The 20,551-nt window shown below is 35.2% G+C and carries 19 protein-coding genes, 1 tRNA gene, 1 pseudogene and 1 riboswitch; of the genes and pseudogenes, 17 read left to right on the forward strand and 4 right to left on the reverse strand.

The window, feature by feature from the left end; translation table 11 throughout:
• Positions 1–674, forward strand: a 674-nt coding sequence (locus ACYIAQ_RS06155; RefSeq protein WP_483562979.1) for an ABC transporter permease, incomplete at its 5' end; no start/stop codon positions are given.
• A gap of 8 nt (positions 675–682) precedes the next feature.
• A pseudogene (locus tag ACYIAQ_RS06160) lies at positions 683–1,232 on the forward strand (nucleoside hydrolase); the annotation flags it as partial.
• Between the two features lie 1,258 nt (positions 1,233–2,490).
• Here the strand turns inward: ACYIAQ_RS06160 and ACYIAQ_RS06165 are convergent.
• Together ACYIAQ_RS06165 and ACYIAQ_RS06170 are read right to left on the reverse strand one after the other, a co-directional pair.
• Entirely contained in the window at positions 2,491–3,807 is a 1,317-nt protein-coding gene (locus ACYIAQ_RS06165; protein ID WP_483562980.1) for a C1 family peptidase, read from the reverse strand.
• A gap of 138 nt (positions 3,808–3,945) precedes the next feature.
• Positions 3,946–4,371, reverse strand: coding sequence for an Hsp20/alpha crystallin family protein (locus ACYIAQ_RS06170; RefSeq protein ID WP_122018985.1), 426 nt, complete (start codon positions 4,369–4,371; stop codon positions 3,946–3,948).
• 179 nt (positions 4,372–4,550) lie between these two features.
• On the opposite strand from ACYIAQ_RS06170, the gene greA reads away from it, so the two are divergent.
• From greA to ACYIAQ_RS06190, 4 genes are all read left to right on the forward strand, one after another.
• Positions 4,551–5,009: a transcription elongation factor GreA gene (gene greA / locus ACYIAQ_RS06175; protein WP_483562981.1), complete on the forward strand. Its 459-nt coding sequence runs from the start codon at positions 4,551–4,553 to the stop codon at positions 5,007–5,009.
• Positions 5,010–5,089: 80 nt separating this feature from the next.
• Positions 5,090–6,400 carry a Y-family DNA polymerase gene (locus tag ACYIAQ_RS06180; RefSeq protein ID WP_483562982.1) on the forward strand — a complete coding sequence of 437 codons (1,311 nt, stop codon included), beginning with the start codon at positions 5,090–5,092 and terminating at the stop codon, positions 6,398–6,400.
• The gene (locus ACYIAQ_RS06185) at positions 6,393–6,749 is read left to right on the forward strand and encodes a hypothetical protein (RefSeq protein WP_483562983.1); all 357 of its coding nucleotides are present in this window, start codon (positions 6,393–6,395) and stop codon (positions 6,747–6,749) included. Before ACYIAQ_RS06180 ends, ACYIAQ_RS06185 begins: the two co-directional genes overlap by 8 nt.
• 86 nt (positions 6,750–6,835) lie before the next feature.
• Positions 6,836–7,498, forward strand: a complete 663-nt coding sequence (locus tag ACYIAQ_RS06190) for a CPBP family intramembrane glutamic endopeptidase (RefSeq protein WP_122018977.1) — start codon at positions 6,836–6,838, stop codon at positions 7,496–7,498.
• A 43-nt stretch (positions 7,499–7,541) separates the two neighbouring features.
• On the opposite strand, the gene ACYIAQ_RS06195 is transcribed toward ACYIAQ_RS06190, so the two are convergent.
• Together ACYIAQ_RS06195 and ACYIAQ_RS06200 are read right to left on the reverse strand one after the other, a co-directional pair.
• Positions 7,542–7,612 (reverse strand) — tRNA-Gly (locus ACYIAQ_RS06195).
• Between the two features lie 62 nt (positions 7,613–7,674).
• Positions 7,675–8,283: an SOS response-associated peptidase family protein gene (locus tag ACYIAQ_RS06200; protein WP_483562984.1), complete on the reverse strand. Its 609-nt coding sequence runs from the start codon at positions 8,281–8,283 to the stop codon at positions 7,675–7,677.
• A 97-nt stretch (positions 8,284–8,380) separates the two neighbouring features.
• On the opposite strand from ACYIAQ_RS06200, the gene trpS reads away from it, so the two are divergent.
• The 11 genes from trpS to glmU all read left to right on the forward strand — a co-directional run bounded on the left by trpS (position 8,381) and on the right by glmU (position 20,477).
• Positions 8,381–9,415 (forward strand): tryptophan--tRNA ligase, encoded by a 1,035-nt coding sequence (gene trpS / locus ACYIAQ_RS06205; RefSeq protein ID WP_483562985.1) that lies wholly within the window; start codon positions 8,381–8,383, stop codon positions 9,413–9,415.
• A complete protein-coding gene (locus tag ACYIAQ_RS06210) occupies positions 9,408–9,887 on the forward strand; it encodes a deoxycytidylate deaminase (RefSeq protein ID WP_122018971.1) in 480 nt (159 codons plus the stop codon). Before trpS ends, ACYIAQ_RS06210 begins: the two co-directional genes overlap by 8 nt.
• Positions 9,874–10,476: a TPM domain-containing protein gene (locus ACYIAQ_RS06215; RefSeq protein ID WP_122018969.1), complete on the forward strand. Its 603-nt coding sequence runs from the start codon at positions 9,874–9,876 to the stop codon at positions 10,474–10,476. The genes ACYIAQ_RS06210 and ACYIAQ_RS06215 overlap by 14 nt, the downstream gene beginning before the upstream one ends.
• Positions 10,477–10,528: 52 nt before the next feature.
• Positions 10,529–10,692: riboswitch (M-box (ykoK) riboswitch) on the forward strand.
• Between the two features lie 87 nt (positions 10,693–10,779).
• On the forward strand, positions 10,780–13,473 hold the full coding sequence (gene mgtA, locus ACYIAQ_RS06220; protein WP_483562986.1) for a magnesium-translocating P-type ATPase: 2,694 nt from the start codon (positions 10,780–10,782) through the stop codon (positions 13,471–13,473).
• 112 nt (positions 13,474–13,585) lie between these two features.
• On the forward strand, positions 13,586–15,562 hold the full coding sequence (gene metG / locus ACYIAQ_RS06225; RefSeq protein WP_483562987.1) for a methionine--tRNA ligase: 1,977 nt from the start codon (positions 13,586–13,588) through the stop codon (positions 15,560–15,562).
• Positions 15,562–16,329: a TatD family hydrolase gene (locus ACYIAQ_RS06230; protein WP_483562988.1), complete on the forward strand. Its 768-nt coding sequence runs from the start codon at positions 15,562–15,564 to the stop codon at positions 16,327–16,329. Before metG ends, ACYIAQ_RS06230 begins: the two co-directional genes overlap by 1 nt.
• Positions 16,316–16,882 carry a ribonuclease M5 gene (gene rnmV, locus ACYIAQ_RS06235; RefSeq protein ID WP_122018964.1) on the forward strand — a complete coding sequence of 189 codons (567 nt, stop codon included), beginning with the start codon at positions 16,316–16,318 and terminating at the stop codon, positions 16,880–16,882. The genes ACYIAQ_RS06230 and rnmV overlap by 14 nt, the downstream gene beginning before the upstream one ends.
• The gene (gene rsmA, locus ACYIAQ_RS06240; RefSeq protein ID WP_483562989.1) at positions 16,875–17,759 is read left to right on the forward strand and encodes a 16S rRNA (adenine(1518)-N(6)/adenine(1519)-N(6))-dimethyltransferase RsmA; all 885 of its coding nucleotides are present in this window, start codon (positions 16,875–16,877) and stop codon (positions 17,757–17,759) included. Before rnmV ends, rsmA begins: the two co-directional genes overlap by 8 nt.
• Before the next feature lie 81 nt (positions 17,760–17,840).
• Entirely contained in the window at positions 17,841–18,086 is a 246-nt protein-coding gene (locus ACYIAQ_RS06245; protein ID WP_122018960.1) for a Veg family protein, read from the forward strand.
• A 114-nt stretch (positions 18,087–18,200) separates the two neighbouring features.
• Positions 18,201–19,031 carry a pur operon repressor gene (purR, locus tag ACYIAQ_RS06250; protein ID WP_483562990.1) on the forward strand — a complete coding sequence of 277 codons (831 nt, stop codon included), beginning with the start codon at positions 18,201–18,203 and terminating at the stop codon, positions 19,029–19,031.
• A 60-nt stretch (positions 19,032–19,091) separates the two neighbouring features.
• Entirely contained in the window at positions 19,092–20,477 is a 1,386-nt protein-coding gene (gene glmU, locus ACYIAQ_RS06255) for a bifunctional UDP-N-acetylglucosamine diphosphorylase/glucosamine-1-phosphate N-acetyltransferase GlmU (RefSeq protein WP_483562991.1), read from the forward strand.
• Positions 20,478–20,551 lie beyond the last annotated feature (74 nt).

A 20,551-nucleotide genomic window follows, 5' to 3' on the forward strand; every position in this document is an offset into this window, starting at 1 on the left:
CTGATCATGTGATCAGCGGAACGGTTCTTAATTTAATGGCGCCACCGCTAGCTGTGTTCCTAGTTAAAGCAATTTATGATAAAGGACAAACTGAAAATATTTCACAAAGTTTTGGTTATTTTAATTTTCCTGGTTTAGCTGATATTCCGGTTATTGGACAGATTCTGTTTCAAAATACTTTTGCACCAGCATGGGTGGCAATTATTGTAACTATTATTTTATGGTGGATATTATATAAAACCCGTTTTGGATTGCGGTTGCGATCATGTGGCGAAAATCCGCAAGCTGCCGATACGGTTGGCGTTAATGTTTATGGGATGCGCTATGTTGGCGTTTTAACTTCTGGACTTTTAGGGGGAATCGGCGGTGCTGTCTTTGCCGAAGCTATTTCTGGTAATTTTTCGATTTCCACCATTGTTGGGCAGGGCTTTATGGCCTTGGCTGCGATGATTTTTGGTAAATGGAATCCACTTGGAGCAATGTTAGCTTCCTTATTTTTTGGGTTTGCCCAAAGTATCAGTATTATTGGCAATCAATTACCTTTGTTCAATCATATCCCATCGGTCTACATGCAGATTGCACCGTATGCAATCACTATAATTATTTTAGTGCTTTTCTTTGGAAAATCAGTTGCACCAGCAGCTGATGGACAAAATTATATTAAATCGAAATAGGAAGAAAAATAAAGCAAATTTATTTTAATCATGATAGTAATATTGATGATCTAGTATCATATTTATTGCTATTACAAGCGCCAAATATTAAGTTGCTTGGCGTTAGCGCGGATTGATGCTGATGGTTACATTGATCCGGCGGTAGAAGTTTGCCGAAAGATGACCGATCGTTTTAATTTACGTGGCGATGAGCTGAAAGTAGCTAAGTCAACTTCTCGCGCTGTCAACCAGTTTCCAGAAGTATGGTGGACAGCATCATATTCCTTTAACTACTTACCAATGTTGAATGATACTATAGGATGGATACACAAGAAGCGATTGAACCGGCTCATTTAGATATGATCACTAAGATTAAGTAATCTAGCGTGTGCTATTGAAATTGCACCAGATATTGAGAATAAAATTGCTCAGCTCTATTAGAAGCGAGGTTCACTGGACGGTCACAGCAATGTGGTTCAGGTTAATGCCGATGGAACACAAGAGTGGAATGCTTTTTGGGATCCATTTGTGGTTGCACGTGTTTTGAAATCGAAAATTTCAATGCAAATAGTTGGTCTATGACAGAGAGTGTAATTGTGGGTCGAATAAAAAATTCCTAATGGTAGAGAGATTACTTTAGCACTTAAGGCTAACCCAAAATTGTTTTTTAAAAATTTTGATGAATTATTAATGCAGGCAAGTAATGAAAAGTGTTAAAATAATTTCTCTTTGTTTTTAAATGTTTTAGATAGAATTAATTACTAGTTGATTATTAATAATATACGTTATCAAATAATAAATACGGATATTATCTAATTTGTGTCTATTTATTTATTAACTTAAATACGTTAATTAAATATTTGATATGCCTTAATAATACTGGGATATAGGCTTAGGCTATATTAGCCTTTTTAACTTGGCAATAAAAAGTTATTTCGATAATTATATATTCTTTTTTTTTTTTTTAATATATAATCTTTACGTTTTCGCTGGTAGGTATATTATAAACTTAAGCGCATTTAGTAATAGCTTTTAATAGCTATTTATGACCATTTTTTAATTATATATTTTTTGTTTCATATTTTTATAATCAAAATTTTCTATCATAAACAAATAACTATAGGCATTCTACTAACTGCGTTATTCAAAATGCCAGTGCAATGTTGATACCACTATTTTAATATAGATAAATGGTTTGTTAACTTTTACAGCAGTGATACTTTTTGCTTGTTCATTTTACTACTGCGAATTTAGCGATTAATTTGGTGAAAACAAAGCATGGCTTTTGAAGTTTTCCCTCAGAATTAAAGTTAATTTTGGGGGTTTAATTGCCAATATTTGAAATGTTGGATAAGAAGAATAACTTTTGTAAGATAAGAAGTGCTGGTGGAGGGTGGTGTCATGGTATTGTTGCTCTTGCATACCCATTGTAACATTGTTAAGTCGAGAGTAAAGACTTTGAAGTTATTCCTGAAGAGCAAGGTAATACCATACTAAACTACTTTGATTTAGCTTATCGGAAAAATTCAACCCATATCATTAAGATAACCTTGCAAAACTGTTCGAAAAACGATCACGGAAAGCTTAGTTTAGCATCTTTTTATTTTAAATAACCAAAAGTTAGAAATCTTTCCAATTTCAGCAAGATCTAGTTTTAACTAGATCTTTTTAATTGGCATACTTAAATAAAAATGGAAATATATCTTTAAGTATCTAGAAAACTATAAAAATTTTTTAATTAAATGACTATCTATAATTTAATCATACAAATACTCCATAACTAGATAATCTAATTATGGAGTATTTAATTTAAATCTTATCTGGTGTCTGTAGAAAATTAGGCGAGTGCATCCCAAGCGGGAAGATCGGTTGCAGGACCTTCTGTCAAAGCTAATTGCTCAGGAGTTAAATATTTTTTATGAACAGCTACCTCATAAACATATTCTTTAAACCATTCATTATTCATGACAAAAAATCCTTTATCACCATTTTTTTCACCCCATGAATTTTCAACTTTCCATTGACGAATCTGTCCTTGCTCTTCATCTACACCTACAAAAGCCATTGCATGAGTAAATGCACCAGCACCGGTACGTAGCCGATCTGCTTTTGACATTTTAAGGTTAACTCCAAATAAATCGCTCAGTTGATATAATTCGCTATCTAAAATTCCTTGTTTACGGTCGCTTTGTTCACCAACGTCATTGCCAAACCAGACTGCTTCGCCATCTTTTAATTGTTTGACTGTGGCTGTTTCAAGGTATTCAATGGGTACATTCAATAAACGAATTTGACATGTTTCCTCAATATTGCGTTCATCAGGTATACTATAAAGTTTATTGTACTCATGGTTGGGAGCATTAGTTAATACGACATAATCATCGAAGTTAACTTCTGCTAAATATTTATGTAAAAATTCTAATGGAGTTAGGTCCTTATCTAAATGATAATTTTGGTTATCATCACGGTATTCTAAATCAAATTTCTTTGGTGGTTCACCAATTGCAACTGCAGTCATATGATAGACTTCGTTTAAAAATTGTTCACGGACTTGATTAATTTCCTCAACCGTACCGGTTTGTTTTAATTTACGTAAGACAAGAGCATCCTTTTTAAGTTTATCACCCAATGCTTTTCCTAAACCAGCAGTGTTATTGGCATTGAAACTTTCTGGCATAGCATAAGAAGGCACAACGCCATATTTTTCTATTAGTGCAGTTGCCATGTGAAAGTGTCCGCCATCCTGACCGGCACTATCTAGATATGCTCTAACAATGCGTGAATCAAGCGGCTGATCAGCAGTAGCGAGGATATTATTATAAAAAATATTAGCTCTTTCGATTTTATCCCAGAAAAAATTATAACTTTGTGAAAAAGTAAAATTTTTACAATGATGCTTTTTACCAAATGCGTGCCGTAAAATGTTTAATGTGGCAAACTCCCAGCAACGTCCTGATTGACGCTGGTTAGTTACGTTGTCGGTATCTAGCTCGGTGGAAAAGACCCGAGTCAAATTCCTTGATACTTGATTGTTATATGCTGCTGCCAAAACACCACTTTTTTGAACAGCGCGAGCAATAACTTGATTATGTTCGTCGTTATTAAAATTGTGTGTAAATTGTTCTAATTCGTGCACTGTAACTTGATGTCGCATAAATAAAACTCCTTTTAATTAATTTTTAAATTAATTAATATTTTAATCTAAAATAAAAGTGAGTTCAACACTTGAACTCACTTCAGAGAATTATTTGTATTGACAACTTCGCTAGAACTTCTTGCATTAATTCATAAGTTAATCAATTTGAATTGAATTATCACTCTTGTCGGCGCTTTGCTTAGGTAAGGTGATAGTCAATACACCATTATCATACTTTGCATGAATCTCATTTGCAACTACGTTTGGTAATCTGAAACTACGTGAAATGTGCCCCTCACTTCTCTCGCGGTGGATGATGCTACCGTTTTTATCAGTTGAGTCATTGAATGACTTTCTTGTTCCCGATACGCTTAAAACACCATTAGAGTAATTTAGATTAATATCATTTTTATTCATTCCTGGCATGTCAATTTTAATTACATAGTCATGGTTATTTTCAACCACGTCTGATTGCATTAACTTTGCCACTTCGCTACCATCAAAAAATTTTCTTGGAAGATCAAACCAATCGTTCATTGCATCGAATAAATCATTGTGCCGATTCATCATTTCGTTTGCCATAGTAAAAACTTCCTTTCAAAAATTAGTTTAAACTGTAAGAAGTACTTTCTTTTCTTCCTTACAATGATTATTATAGTATGCAGTTTGATAAAATGGAAATATTTAGCACTCTTAATTTGCGAGTGCTAATTTAAAAAGCTAACTGGACTGAGTTTTTCCAAAAACGGAGAGGGAATATTTTGGTTTATTATCAAAAAATGACGCCTGAAGGATATCATCAAATTGAAGCTGAAATCAACCGGTTAAAGAAAGAACGGCCACGACGGATTAAAATTTTGCAAGAAGCGCGATCACTTGGCGATTTATCAGAAAACACTGAGTATACAGAAGCCAAGCGTGAACTTGGACATTTACAAGGCAGATTACGTTACCTTGATAAACAACTCAAGTATGCGGAAGTTGTTGAAAAAAAAGATGACGGCAAGGTTGATTTGGGTAAAACAGTTCTTTTAAAATTTGATGACGGTGAAACAGAAGAGTATCAAATTGTTGGTCGCATGCAAGCAGATATTGAAAAAGGCAAACTAGCTTATGATTCTCCCTTAGGTCAGGCAATTATGAAAAAAGGGGTTCAAACTAAGGTAAGAGTAGCTGCCCCAGATGGTGAATATCAAGTAATCATTACTAAAATTGATTAAATTTTTTCTTGCTTAATCGAACTTACGTTTGTATAATTGTTTCAAAAGCAAACTTACGTTCGCGAAAAGGAGCAGAATCAATGTATGATTATCGTTATGAACCACACCACGTGATTTTTATGATTGATAATAAATCATTTTTCGCAAGTTGCGAAGCACTTGCATTAGGATTAAATCCAATGCGAGCAGTATTAGCGGTTGTATCACATCGTCCCAATCTTAACTATGGCTCAGGACTGATTATGGCGGCTTCTCCCTTAGCTAAGAAAAAATATGGATTGACGAATGTTATGCGAGTACGTGACCTTCCTTCAAAAAAAGTGGCTCCCGATTTAATATTGGTTGAACCACATATGAATCTTTATATTAAACGTAGCATGCAGATACTAGATATTTTTCGGAAATATGCGGCCGACGAAGATATTCATGTATATTCAATTGATGAAAGCATGGTCGATATGACCAAGTCATGGCAATTATTTGGTGATGATCCTTACCTGGTAGCGCGAAAAATACAAGTAGAAATTAAGAATAGTTTAGGTCTTTATACTACCTGCGGTATAGGAGAAAATCCATTACTGGCTAAATTAGCTATGGATATTTCAGCTAAACACCGATATTCAATGATTGACTATTGGCACTATATTGATGTTCCTGATACTATTTGGAAAATTTCTAATTTAGAAGATGTTTGGGGAATTGGTAAAAAAACCGCTCAGCATTTGCAACGAATGGGGATTAAGAACATGTATGATCTAGCACATACTAATCCAACGATTTTAACAAATGAATTTGGCATAATTGGTGCTCAATTGTTTGCTACGAGTTGGGGTGTTGATCGCAGTATTATTAGTGAAAAGTCTTCTCCAGAATCCCCAAGTTATGGTAATTCTCAAATTTTAAATTATGATTATACGATTCAACGAGAAATAGAAATTGTTTTGCGTGAAATCGTTGAACAGGTGGCAGCAAGATTACGTGCGTATAATTTTCAAGCAAAATGTTTAAGTTTATATGTAGGCTTTTCCCGTTCTTATCATGGTAAAAGCAAGGGATTTAATGTTCAGCAAAAGATAACTCCAACTAACGATGATCAGTTTTTAAATTGTGCACTGATAAATCTTTTTCGAAAAAATTGGCATGGTGAACCTGTCAGGCTTTTAAGCGTGAGTTGCAGCCATTTAACCTCAGCTAATTATGAGCAGATGACATTCTTACTGACGCCAAGTCAGCAGATTAAGAAAAGTATGATAAATAAAACTATTGATTCAATTCATCAAAAATACGGATTTACAAGTCTAGTTAAGGCCTCAAGTTTATTACATGGTGCAACGGCAATTAAGCGTAGCAATTTAGTTGGTGGACATAATGGTGGCGATTTATATGAGTGATTTTGACAAAATAGTTTTGGATTTTTTTGCCAATTATCATGATCGCAAAATGAAAAAGTGGCAAGGTTTCTTTTTAAGTGATCATACTCAGGCGATAATGTGCAATCAGAGTAAGCGTAAAGTACGGTATACATTGAGAAAAGAAATGACTCAAGAAGAAATTGGTATGCAGTTATTGCGAGCGTATAGCAATCATCGCCGAGTTCATATTCAAGTAAAAATAATTGATAGTAACGATCAATTGTCGGCAGATATTACAGGGGTAGTTGAAGGTTATAATGCAGAAGTAATCATTGTAGACGGTCAACAAGTTAAATTAGATGATATTAATAATATTAAAGTGGAATAGAAAAACTAACTGCCAATTCATAAACTCTGTGTTTTTTGCTATAATATAGGACTTAGAAGGCATAAAACTAGATAGGAGTAATTTTTGTGAATACACCAGCTTCAAGAGAAGGGAATTTGATTCGCTATATATTTTATATCATTGGCTACCTAATGGTTGCTGGTGTTATTAAACTAGTGGCTATGAATTCGCCACTTCATCTTTGGGATCTGATTTTATTTGGCTTAGTATCATTAATGATTTTGTTGTTTTTTACTTATCGATTTAATCGTGAACAGCGGTACTTCGATCGGGAATTTTCGGGAAGCTGGCTTAATAATTTTAGCTTGACCATTATCTTAACAATCGTTGTGACCGCTCTAAGAATCTTTGTTTCGTGGCTACAATCATATGCAAGACTTAGGCTATACGGTTTTCAAACGATTTATTTACGGCATGAATCGGTATCAAATTATTGGTTTATGTTAGTTGCTCTAGGAGTTGTTTTGCCAATTTTGCAAGAGTTTTTAATCACTGGCTTTTTATTTAATTATACTTTTCGACGTAATACATTAATGACAGCCCTTGAAGGAATTCTAACATCCGGAATTTTATATAGTGTGCTTAATTGGCAAGCTTCACCGCTACTTTTGCTTATTAATGCACTTTTTGGTGCGATTTTTGCTTGGTCATATCTTCACACACAAACTTTGTGGATGCCGATTTACTTGGCAATTTTAAATGGGATAATCTTAATTATTATGACTTAATCAAAAAAGACAACAGCTTTTAAACTGTTGTCTTTTTTAATTAAGCGGATAGCGTGAATCGAACCCGCATCTTCAGCTTGGGAAGCTAACATTTTACCATTAAACTATACCCGCGTTACTGAGATAGTTTACCATGTTTTTAGATTAAAGCCAAGCCTTGTTTTAAAATTAGTTGATTAGCGCATATCATGTGGTGTTTGTCTGACAACTAAGTCTATTTTATGGCGATCAACAAGTGAAGTGAAGTTTTGAAATAACCATTGGCGTAATTCGCTAGACTGAATAATGAGAGGCATGCGGTTATGAATAGGAGCCATTATACTATTAGGCTTAGTTGTAACCATTGAAAAATGATCATTTTGATAAATACCCGCTATCATTGTTAATGGTTCATTAGGGTTTAGGAACCTGAAGTTTTCATGGTATCTGTGACCATTTGGGGCAGTATAAGTTTGTCTACTTGATTCAAAAAATTGCTTAGTGATAATTAAACAGCGCGACTTAGCAAAAGATTGATCCCACATTGATGGCTTTTTTTCAAAAAAATGTTCAATACGAGCATTAAAAACTACTTTTTGATGGTTAAATGGACTAGGGTAGCCCCAGGATTTAGATTTAAGTAGAAGTTGTTCATTCTGATAAAGCAAAACTGGAACTTGATTTTTAGGAAAAACATTAATATTTTCAGGTAAAGAAGTTGTTGGCTCGACTAACGGTAATTTTAAGTCATTAATTAAGTATTTTTTAATTTTTGCTAAAGTAGGTATTTGAAATTGGTGACACATTTTATCCTCCATATTTATTCATTACTTGATTTTTGATAGAATTAACTATAATTATCTCATTAAAAAGAATTTTAATTTTTAAAGAAGGCAAATTATAATGAAAAAGAAAGTTATCCTTACTGGCGACCGTCCAACAGGAAAATTACATGTAGGTCACTATATTGGCTCGTTGAAAAATCGGGTAAAGTTGCAAAATTCTGGTAAGTATCATCCTTATATTATGATTGCTGATACGCAGGCGCTTACTGATAATGCTCGTAATCCTGAAAAAATTCGTAATAGTTTAATCCAAGTTGCGCTTGATTATCTTGCAGTTGGAATTGATCCTGAGATTTCAACAATTTTTATTCAATCACAGATTCCTGCTTTATTTGAGCTCACTGCCTACTACATGGACTTAGTGACAGTTAGCCGCTTGGAACGTAATCCAACTGTGAAAAGTGAGATTAAGCAGAAAGGTTTTAATGATTCTATTCCGGTTGGATTTTTGAATTATCCTGTATCTCAAGCTGCTGACATTACTGCTTTTAAGGCGACTATTATTCCCGTGGGTGATGATCAGGAGCCGATGCTTGAACAAACTCGCGAAATTGTACGGACTTTTAATCGGGTTTATGACTGCAATGTTTTGGTCGAGCCAGAAGGTTATTTCCCTAAAAAAGGACAGGGAAGACTGCCGGGCCTAGATGGCAATGCCAAAATGTCGAAATCTTTGGATAATGCAATTTATTTATCAGATGATTCTGCCACTGTTCAAAAGAAAATCATGTCAATGTTTACCGACCCCACTCATGTTCATGTGGAAGATCCTGGTAAGATTGAGGGTAATACTGTTTTTACTTATCTTGATATTTTCGATCCAGATAAAGATAAGGTGGCAGAATTAAAGGAAGAATATCAAATGGGCGGTTTAGGTGATGTTAGGATTAAACGTTATTTAAATCAGGTAATGGAAAGGGAATTGGCTCCAATTCGTGAACGGCGTGCTCAATATGAAAAAAATTTATCTGATGTTTATGAAATGCTTGAAATGGGATCCAAAAAAGCTAATGATGTTGCAGAGCAAACCTTATCTGAAGTGCGCGATGCAATTGGATTAAACTACTTTAATAAGAGGCAAAATGATGCGTAAACGAATTCCTTGGAAACAATACTTTATGATGCAAGCATTGGTGATCGCCCAGCGATCAACTTGTGATAGAGCTCTTGTGGGGAGTGTTCTGGTTAAAGCTAATCGAATTATTGGTACGGGGTATAATGGTTCGGTTTCAGGTGAAGCACACTGTGATGACGTGGGACACCAATTTGTTGATGGACACTGCGTACGGACAATTCACTCTGAAATGAATTCACTAATTCAGTGTGCTCGCAATGGTGTTTCAACTGATAATACAGAAATTTATGTAACGCATTTTCCTTGTTATAATTGCTCCAAAGCGTTAATGCAAGCTGGTATAAAAAAAGTCAATTACTACTTTGATTATCATGATAATCCACTAGTAATTGACCTTTTGAAAGATTGTGAGGTTCCTTATGAGCAAATTAAAATTAATCGCCAGTATGTGGAACAATTGGCGCATAAACTGGAAAATGCTGAAAACTAAGATAGCATTTTTAGTATTTTTAGCAGCGATATTTTTAAATTTAACGGCATTTTCAAGTCCTAATATAAAGGATAAGAGCAATCTTTTGGAAAGGGAAACAACAAAATTAATTACTGCAAAGAATAACCGCTATTTTCAAACAAGTGAACAACCTAAAATAATTGTTGAGACAGTTAACCGAATTGACCATCTAACGCCACAAAAGTTAACCAAATCTAAGCGTTCAGTATTTATTGTTGTTGGAAGCAAAAACAACAAGCGTAACGTCCAGATATACTCTAGTAAAGACCTTCATGGTGCATTTACTGCGGATGTTCGCAGTAACATTATCCGTTCACAGTCTGATGCTTTACGTTCTAGCAATCGCCGTAAATTTAATCAGGGATTAAGGTTTGTTTTTAGGGCATGCGCAACAACAATTGATCAAAAGTATCAATATTCACTTGATAAATACGATTTAACTAATCAAGAGCGTGATCAAATTGCACATCCACGAAGAGTGGCATTGCCAATTGCATTTGCCTTAGTAATCATAATTGGTTGTTTAGTTTATTTTTTTAAAAATAATTTGCATTTGAAAAATAAATAAAAGTTGACTTATGTATCTTGTTTTGATACACTCGCAATACTGATAAGAAAAACAAATAAACTGTTAGGTGAGACTCCTATGTGAACACATGCTATCGCCCAGAAACATCCAGAGATGCCAACGAGTTAAATAGTTACCGTCGATTTAAGGCGGTAACCAGGTAGCTAGCCTAAGCTTACGTCACGTAGTGTTAAAACTGAACGACGAGTACTTCAAAGATACCTTGTTTAAAAGAGGATCCCTAACGATGCACGTAGGATCCTTTTTTAGTTTGTTTGCATTTTTTAATAGAAAAGGAGTGAGATGATGCGTAGAAAAACTACTGACGCGGCTAGCAACAAAGATCTAGAACTTGTTAAAAAGATTGCACAAGAAAGTAGATCTGAAACCTTGGCCCGACTTCATGCTAGTAGTGATGGGCTAACTAGTGAACAGGTTGTTCGAAATCGTGAGGAATATGGTTCTAATACAATTGCTTCTAACAAGCACAATTCCAAACTGCATTTCTTAACGGAGGCGTTTATCACACCATTTACATTAGTCCTATTGGTTTTAGCAGCGTTATCCTTATGTACAGACTACATTTTTGTTCCAGCTGGTCAAAAAGACTTAACCACTGTTTTAATTATGGTAATAATGATAATTATATCAGGAGTTACTAATTTTATTCAAAATGTCAGATCTTCTAACGCAGTTGACTCGCTGCTTAAGATGGTTTCAATTACAACGGATATTGTGCGTGAGGGCAAAGATCAGGAAATTGATACTAGTGAAGTAGTTGTTGGCGATGTAATTAGATTAGCTGCAGGGGATATGGTACCGGCAGATATGAAGCTTCTTACAAGCAAAGACCTCTTTTGCTCATCCAGTTCTTTAAACGGTGAATCAAATCCTATTGAAAAAATTGCAACTCGGAAACCTAAAATTGGTTCAGAACGTGATTATTTAAATTATCCTAATATTCTTTATGAGGGTACGACGATAGTCTCTGGGTCTGGATTGGGAGTTGTTTTTGCAACAGGTGAGCGGACAATGTTTGGTAAGTTGGCTCACGATATTGCTCATCAGGATGTAAAGAATACTGCTTTTGACGTTGGAATAAAAAATGTTTCTAAACTATTAATTATTATGACAGCAATTATTGCACCGCTTGTTTTTATTATTAATGGTTTAACCAAGGGCGATTGGATCAACGCACTGATTTTTTCTATTGCGACAGCAGTAGGATTAACTCCAGAAATGTTACCAGTAATTGTTACTACCAACTTGGTAAAGGGTTCAATTGAGATGTCTAAAAAGGGAACAATCGTTAAAAAGATGAACTCGATTCAGAACTTTGGTTCGGCAGATATTTTATGTACTGATAAGACTGGAACTTTGACACAGGATAAAGTTGTTTTGGAACGCCACTATGACTTAAACCTGCATGAAAATTCGCATGTTTTAGAATTAGGATATCTTAATTCATATTATCAAACCGGAATGAAAAATCTGATTGATAAAGCAATTATTGAAGCTGCAGGTGATGAATTAGATATTAATGAGATGCAACGTGACTACAATAAAATTGATGAAATTCCATTTGACTTTTCCAGAAGAAGAATGAGCGTGGTTGTGGCAAATTCAGATCGCAAACATGGTGAACATTTACTTGTTACTAAAGGTGCATCTGAAGAAATGATTGCCGTTTCGACCAAGATTGAAGTTGATGGGCAAATTTTACCGTTAACCTCCGAACGTAAGCAAAAGGTAATGGCAAAAGTTAATGACATGAACGATGATGGTCTTCGGGTAATTATGATTGCATATAAGCGTAATCCTGCTCCCGTTGGAGAATTTTCTGTTGAAGATGAAAATGATTTAATTTTGTGTGGATTCTTAGCTTTTCTTGATCCGCCGAAAGAAAGTGCTAAGGATGCATTAGCTCGCTTGAAGAGTGATGGAATTACCGTTAAAATTTTGACAGGTGATAATGAAGCAGTTACCAGAACGATTGGCCTGCAAGTTGGTTTAAGTGTTAATACGATATATTCAGGAGCGGACTTAGAAAACAAGAGTCCGGAAGAGCTAGCCAAGATGGTTGAGGAATGCAACATTTTCGTTAAGCTATCGCCAGAAGATAAAACCAAAATAATTAATCTGTTAAAGCAGAATGGTCATACTGTTGGTTATATGGGTGATGGAATCAATGACGCGCCGGCAATGAAGGCGGCAGATGTTTCAATATCTGTGGATACAGCGGTAGATATTGCTAAGGAATCTGCAGATATTATCTTGTTACACAAGGATATGAACGTTTTAGAAACTGGAGTTAGGATTGGACGAAAGGTTTTTGGCAATACTACGAAGTACATTAAGATTACTTTATCGTCTAATTTTGGCAATATCTTATCGATTTTAGTTGCCTCGTCGTTTTTACCATTCTTACCTATGTTACCATTACAATTATTAGTTCTTGACTTGCTATATGGAACAAGTTGCTTGTCTCTGCCATTTGATGAGATGTCGAATGATTATTTGAAAGAACCAAGAATTTGGTCAACCAAAAAATTACCAAAGTTCATGTTTTACTTTGGCCCGACATCATCGGTTTTTGATATTGTAACTTTTAGCTTGTTATACTTTATCATTTGTCCTCATCTAGTAGGTGGAAATTTCAATGCAATTAGTCCAAGTAATCAGGTTGCATTTATAGCTCTGTTCCACACGGGATGGTTTATTGAATCACTGTGGACACAAGAGATGGTAATTCATGCTTTACGAGATCGACACCTACCTTTTATTGGGCAACACGCTACAACAACTGTCATCGTTGCAACGTTTGGTGCTGGAATCATTGGTACTTTAATTCCATTTTCATTTCTAGCTACCAAATTGGGATTTGGTCGTATGCCACTAAGTTTTATGTGGGTAGTTTTAGGAATTTTGGTGCTATATATTCTATTAACAACGTTGATTAAGCATTACTATTTGAAAAGTGAAAAATTCTTAATTTGAGAATTATCCAATTCGATAAGTACACAAGCAAAGGGAATTCTGAAGAGAATTCCCTTTTTTGGTGGTGTAGTATAATATAATAAATTAGATGAAACTTAAGGAGAAAATGAATATGGCTGATAAAAAAACTTTTTACATTACCACCCCAATCTACTATCCGTCTGGCCGTTTAACTATCGGTAACGCTTATACAACGATTGCTGCAGATGTGATGGCACGCTATAAGCGTACGCAGGGGTTTGATACTTTCTTTTTAACTGGAACGGATGAACATGGTTTAAAAATTGAACAAAAGGCTGAAGCAAAAGGCATCAAGCCACAGAAATTTGTAGATGATATGGCTGCTACCTACCAAAAGTTATGGAAAAGTTTGGATATTTCATATGACAAATTTATTCGTACAACTGACGAGCAACATGTTAAAGGAGTTCAAAAAATCTTTGAACAACTGCTAAATCAAGGTGACATTTATCTTGGAGAATATACCGGCTGGTATTCAGTTGAGGATGAAGAATATTTCACAGAATCTCAACTGGCCGAGGTTTATAAGGATGATGTCGGTAATGTAATTGGCGGTAAAGCGCCATCTGGTCATGAGGTGCAACTAGTTAAGGAACCATCTTATTTCTTCAAAATGAGTAAATATGCAGATCGACTCTATCAATACTATCAAGATCATCCTGAATTTATTTTGCCTCATTCTCGAGAAAAAGAAATGGTCAATAATTTTATCAAACCAGGACTAGAGGACTTATCAGTAACAAGGACAACTGTTTCTTGGGGAATTCCTGTGCCAAGTGATCCTAAACATGTTGTTTACGTTTGGATCGATGCTTTGTCTAACTATATTACGGCATTGGGATATGGTTCAGATGATGATTCGCTATTCAGAAAATATTGGCCTGCAGATATTCACTTAGTTGGTAAAGAAATAGTCCGGTTCCACACAATTTACTGGCCAATTATGTTGATGGCATTAGGCTTGCCACTACCTAAGCATATTATTGGTCATGGCTGGGTATTGATGAAGGATGGTAAAATGTCCAAGTCCAAGGGTAATGCCGTTTATCCTGAATCAATTACTAGTCGATACGGCGTTGACGCATTGCGTTACTATCTAATGCGGGCACTACCGTTTGGTTCAGATGGAATATTTACTCCGGAAGATTTTGTAGAACGTGTCAATTATGATTTAGCGAATGATTTAGGTAATTTATTAAATCGAACTGTTTCGATGATTAATCAATATCAAAATGGTCTTATTACTCAAGTTGCGGGTGAACAAGATCAATTTGGAGAAGATTTAGCACAAACTGCTGCTGAAATTATTATTAATTATCATCAAGAAATGGATACACTTCATTTTACTCAGGCAATTGACGATATTTGGAAACTAGTTAGTCGTGCCAACAAGTATATAGATGAAACCACGCCATGGACTTTAAACAAGGAAGGAAAAACTGCTGAACTTGCACGGGTAATGTCTAACTTAGCAGAGAGCTTACGTATAATTGCTTTGTTAATTGCACCAATTATGACCAGGACACCTATTGAGATGTTTAAGCAATTAGGTCTTGATTGGAACGATGAAAGTCAAAAACAGCTTAATTTTGGAGCATATGATTGGAACATCAAGGTAGTTGCTAAGCCAACACCAATTTATCCAAGACTGAAACCTGAAGAAGAAATTAAATATATTAAAGATGAGATGGCTAAAGCCAAGCCTAAGAAACAAAGTCGTAGTGAAAAAGGGCAAGACAAGGAAATTACAATTGATGATTTTGATAAGGTTAAAATACAAGTGGGTAAAATTCTTGCCGTTGCACCTGTTAAGGGTTCGGATAAATTGCTCCAATTCCAACTTGATTTTGGGAACGGTCAAGAACGACAGATTTTAAGTGGGATTCGTAAATTTTATCCGAATGCTAATGAGCTTTTAGGTAAGAAAGTACTGGCAGTAACAAATTTGAAACCACGTAAAATGTTGGGTCAATTAAGTCAAGGAATGCTTTTATCAAGTGAACAAGGCGGACAAGTAAAACTTGCGATAGTAGGCGATGAGCATGAACTTGGAGCAGAATTAGGCTAATGGAAATAATTGATAACCATACGCATTTACAAGATGAGCCATTTCGAGGTAGGGAAGAATTTTACCTTGATCGCGCCCAAAAGCTAGGTGTAACAAAAGTAATTTGCGTGGGGCAGGATCCTGAATTTAATAAAAGAGCAATAGAACTAAGTCAGCGTTTTGAAAAAGTATATGCCATGGTGGGTTATTGCCCAGATGTTGCTAAAGACTATGATCAAAAAGCTGAGGATACGATAATTGAACAGTTACAAATTCCTGGCGTGGTGGCAATGGGAGAAATTGGTCTTGACTATTATTGGGATGAATCACCACGATCAAAACAACGTGAGGTTTTTGCAAGACAGATTGAAGTTGCTCATGAGATGGAAAAGCCGGTAGATATCCACACTAGGGATGCCTTTGGCGATTGCTATGAAATTTTAAAGCATAGTGATTTGGAATACGGCGCAATTTTGCATAGTTTTAATGGGGATGTTAACTGGCTAAATAAGTTTTTGGACTTAAATGTATATTTTTCTTATTCTGGTGTAGCCTCATTTACTAAGGCAGTAGAAGTTCATGCAGCGGTTAAAAAGACACCTTTGAATAGGTTGCTGCTAGAAACAGACGCGCCCTTTTTAACTCCTAAACCGTATCGTGGTCATCAAAATGAACCGGGATACGTTTACTATGTTGGTCAAGCTATTGCTCAATTAAAAGGTATTTCGATAGAAGAAGTTGCACAAATAACATATAAAAATACGATGAGGGTTTATGGTCTTAACTAAAAAAAAATTTAATGCAGTTGTGGTTGTCGAAGGAAAAGACGATACAATTCGTCTAAAGCAATTTTTCCCTGGTATTGAAACAATTGAAACAAATGGTTCGGATGTTCCGGCATCTGTTTTAGAAGAGTTGAAAGAACTAAGTAAAAAACGAGAAATAATAATTTTAACTGATCCTGATTTAAATGGTGAACGCATTCGGCGTCTTGTGACTGAAGCAGTTCCTAAGGCTAAGCAGGCTTTTATTACTCGTAAGGAAGGCGAGCCGCATAATAGAGGCAATTCATTGGGGGTTGAACATGCTTCAAGACAAGCACTAGGCAAAGCTCTAAGTGATTTACGTGAGATTCAACCACCTGCTAGTGATTTAACGCTATATGCTTATCGAAAGCTTGGCTTATCTAGTGGTCAAGGTTCACGACAATTGCGTGAAAAAGTGGGAATAATTTTGCGAATTGGTTATGGAAATGCAAAGCAATTTTATAAGCGTTTGCGTACTTTCAATGTGCCTTTAGCTCAATTGAAAGCTGCAGTCAAGGAGGCTAATAATGAATAATGAAATGCCAATTGGCTCTATGGTTAGGACGCAAGCGATCATTAATCGCTATTTTGTTCGGGCTAAGAAAAATTTAGGACAAAATTTTTTGATTGATTTAAATGCCATTCAAGGAATTGTTCAAGCAGCTGAAATTGGACAAGATGATCAGGTAATAGAAATTGGACCTGGAATTGGGTCTTTGACGGAACAACTTTTACTGGCAGGAGCTAAGGTTTTTGCTTACGAAGTTGATGATAGCTTGCCAGAAATTTTGCACAATGAGTTACCAATTAAAGTTAATGGTGTTGCTCTTAATGATCGTTTTCGGCTCTTAATGAAAGATATTTTGCAAGCTGATTTTAAACATGATCTTGAGGGCTTCTTTGATTTAAATAAGCCAATAAAAGTAGTTGCCAATTTGCCCTATTACATCACAACGCCGATAATTTTCTTTTTGAATAAAGCCATGAATTTTAGTAGTTTAACCTTAATGATGCAAAAAGAAGTGGCTGAACGGCTTCAAGCTAAACCCAATAATAAAGATTACGGTCCACTAACAATTGGTGTGCAAACTGAAATGAGTATTAAAATTGCTTTAACGGTTAAAAGCAGTTCCTTTACTCCTCAACCAAAGGTTGATTCAAGTGTAGTGATATTAAAGCCTTTAGAACAAAAAATTGCTGTGGGCGATCCAGAATATTTTAATTGGATAGTGAAAATGTGTTTTGGCCAACGACGTAAAACTTTAAATAATAATCTTAAAAATATTTTGCCAGATCCCGATAGTCGTAAGCAATTATTGGCAAAGTTGCATCTTGATCCAAGAGTTAGACCGGAACAATTGGCTATTTCTCAATTTGTTATGTTGGCACAGGCAATTAAGTCAAAAAGATAATGTTGTTACAGACTTGCTCTTAAAAAGTATTGAAAAAATGATGATAAAGTGGTAAAATTCGACTCAAAGGAGTTGTTATTAGTGCCAACATCTATTATTACCATTAAAGAAAAATTGGATTCACACCTAGGTGACCCAATTACAGTCGTTGCAAGAGCAGGACGTAAGAAAGTTACTAAAAGACGAGGGATTTTAAAAGAAACATTTCCAGCTGTGTTTGTAGTCGATTTAGACCAAGATCAAAATAATTTCAAACATGTTTCTTATAGCTACACGGATTTATTGACTAAAAATATCACTTTAAAATTTGATGATATAACTGATTAAGTTGATTAATTAGCATTTGTGGAGGTAATAACATTTTGTAAATGTTAGTGCCTTTTTTTGTGGTTCAGTGTATAGTAGTAACTGGCAAAAACCAAACATTAGGGAGGAAAATTTATGAAACGTTCAGAGAGATTGGTTGATATGACCAAGTATTTAATGGAACGACCACATGACTTGATTTCATTGCCTTTTTTTGCAAAACGCTATGATGCTGCTAAATCTTCAATTTCGGAAGATCTTGCAATTTTAAAGCATACGTTAGCTGCTAATCAAGATGGGATTTTAGAAACAGTAGCTGGTGCTGCTGGGGGTGTACGGTATATTCCATTTTGGGGGATGGAACACGCCCAACAATATTTAGAAGACTTAGCTAGTAGAATTGAGGATCCCAATAGAATTTTGGCGGGCGGATTTGTCTATCTTTCGGATATTTTAGGTAATCCACAAGATTTAGACAAAATTGGTAGACTAATAGCAACGCGTTATGCATACTCCAATATTGATGTAGTAATGACTATTGAAACCAAGGGAATAGCATTGGCACAGGCTGTCGCACGTTATTTAAATGTTCCGTTTATTATTGCTCGTAAACGTTCCAAAGTGACAGAAGGGGCGACCGTTTCGGTTAATTATATTTCTTCTTCACTTGATCGGGTATCAAAAATGGAATTACCGACTAGAGTTTTAAATAAAAATTCAAATGTTCTATTAGTAGATGATTTCATGATGGCAGGTGGAACGTTAACGGGTATGCAACAGTTAGTTAAGGAATTTAATAGTAATATTTCTGGTGTTTGTGTTTTGTGTGAAGCCGATTTTGATGATGAAAAGTTAATCGAAGATCATTTGTCATTAATAAGAATTACTTGTGTAGATAGTAAGAAGAATGTGATTTTAGCTGAACCTGGTACTCTTATATCACATACAAACTTTAACCATTTTTAGGTTACCTGATGATATGATAAAATAAAATAATAATTTAAGAATATAAAGAGGCCGGAATTAATGAAAAAGTTTGTAGTTGTATTAGCAGCCGGTAAAGGTACACGAATGAAATCAAAGCTGTATAAGGTTTTGCATCAAGTTTGTGGTAAGTCGATGGTTGAACATGTGGTTGAGGCCGCACAGGCAATTGAGCCAGATAAAATAGTAACGGTTGTTGGTAATGGTGCTGAAGAAGTAAAAAAAGTATTAGCTGGTAAGTCTGAATTTGTTTTACAAAAAAAACAGTTGGGAACAGGTGATGCGGTTTTAACCGCAGAAAAGCAACTTTCAAGACAAGAAGGAGCGACACTGGTAATAACTGGAGATACACCATTATTTACTAGTGAGACTTTCCGAAAATTATTTAATTATCATCAAAATAAAGGTAATGCGGCAACAGTTTTAACAGCGCAAGCTCCTAATCCATATGGGTACGGAAGAATTATTCGTGATGAACAGGATAATGTTTTACGGATTGTTGAGCAAAAAGATGGGAATTCTGAAGAATTAAAAGTTAAAGAAATTAATACAGGCGTTTTTTGTTTTGACAATAAACAATTGTTTAAAGCTCTCAAGCAAGTAACTAATCATAATGCGCAAGGTGAATATTACCTTACTGATGTCTTAGAGATTTTGCGAAATAAAGGACAGCGAATTGGCGCATATAAAATGCACGATTTCAGTGAAAGTATTGGTGTCAATGATCGTGTTGCGTTGGCACAGGCTACCAAAATCATGCAGAGACGTATTAATAAAAAACATATGTGTAATGGGGTCACTTTTGTAGATCCTGAAACTGCATATATTGATGCTGGTGTTGAAATCGGCAGTGATACACAGATTGAGGGCAATGTTGTGATCAAAGGTAAGACAGTAATCGGCAATGATTGTTTAGTTACCTCTGGTTCAAGGATTATTGATTCAAAAGTTGGTAATGATGTAACAATTACATCGTCAACAATTGAAGGGGCTGAGATGGACGATCACAGTGATATCGGTCCCAACTCTCATTTGCGTTCACAAGCTATAATTAGGTCAGGTGCCCATATTGGCAACTTTGTAGAAATTAAAAATGCAGAAATTGGAGAAAATTCAAAAGTAGGTCATTTAACTTATGTTGGAGATGCTACACTAGGAAAAGATGTTAATGTAGGGTGTGGAACTATCTTTGCAAATTATGATGGTGTTAAAAAAGATCATACAACTGTTGGAGACCGAGCATTTATAGGTTCAGGTGCAACTTTGGTAGCGCCGGTTAATGTTGCAGATCATGCCTTTATAGCTGCTGACTCAACGATTACTAAAGATGTTGACCAATATGATTTAGCAATTGCCCGTGGGCGACAAGTAAATAAGCCAAATTACTGGCATAAATTGCCGTTAGCCAATGATCCTAATTGGAAATAAAAAGTAATTAACTAAAAAATAATACTATTAAGTCACTAATGCTTAAAAATGATAAAGATAATGTCGAAATGATT

Source organism: Lactobacillus sp. X-49, assembly GCF_057063645.1.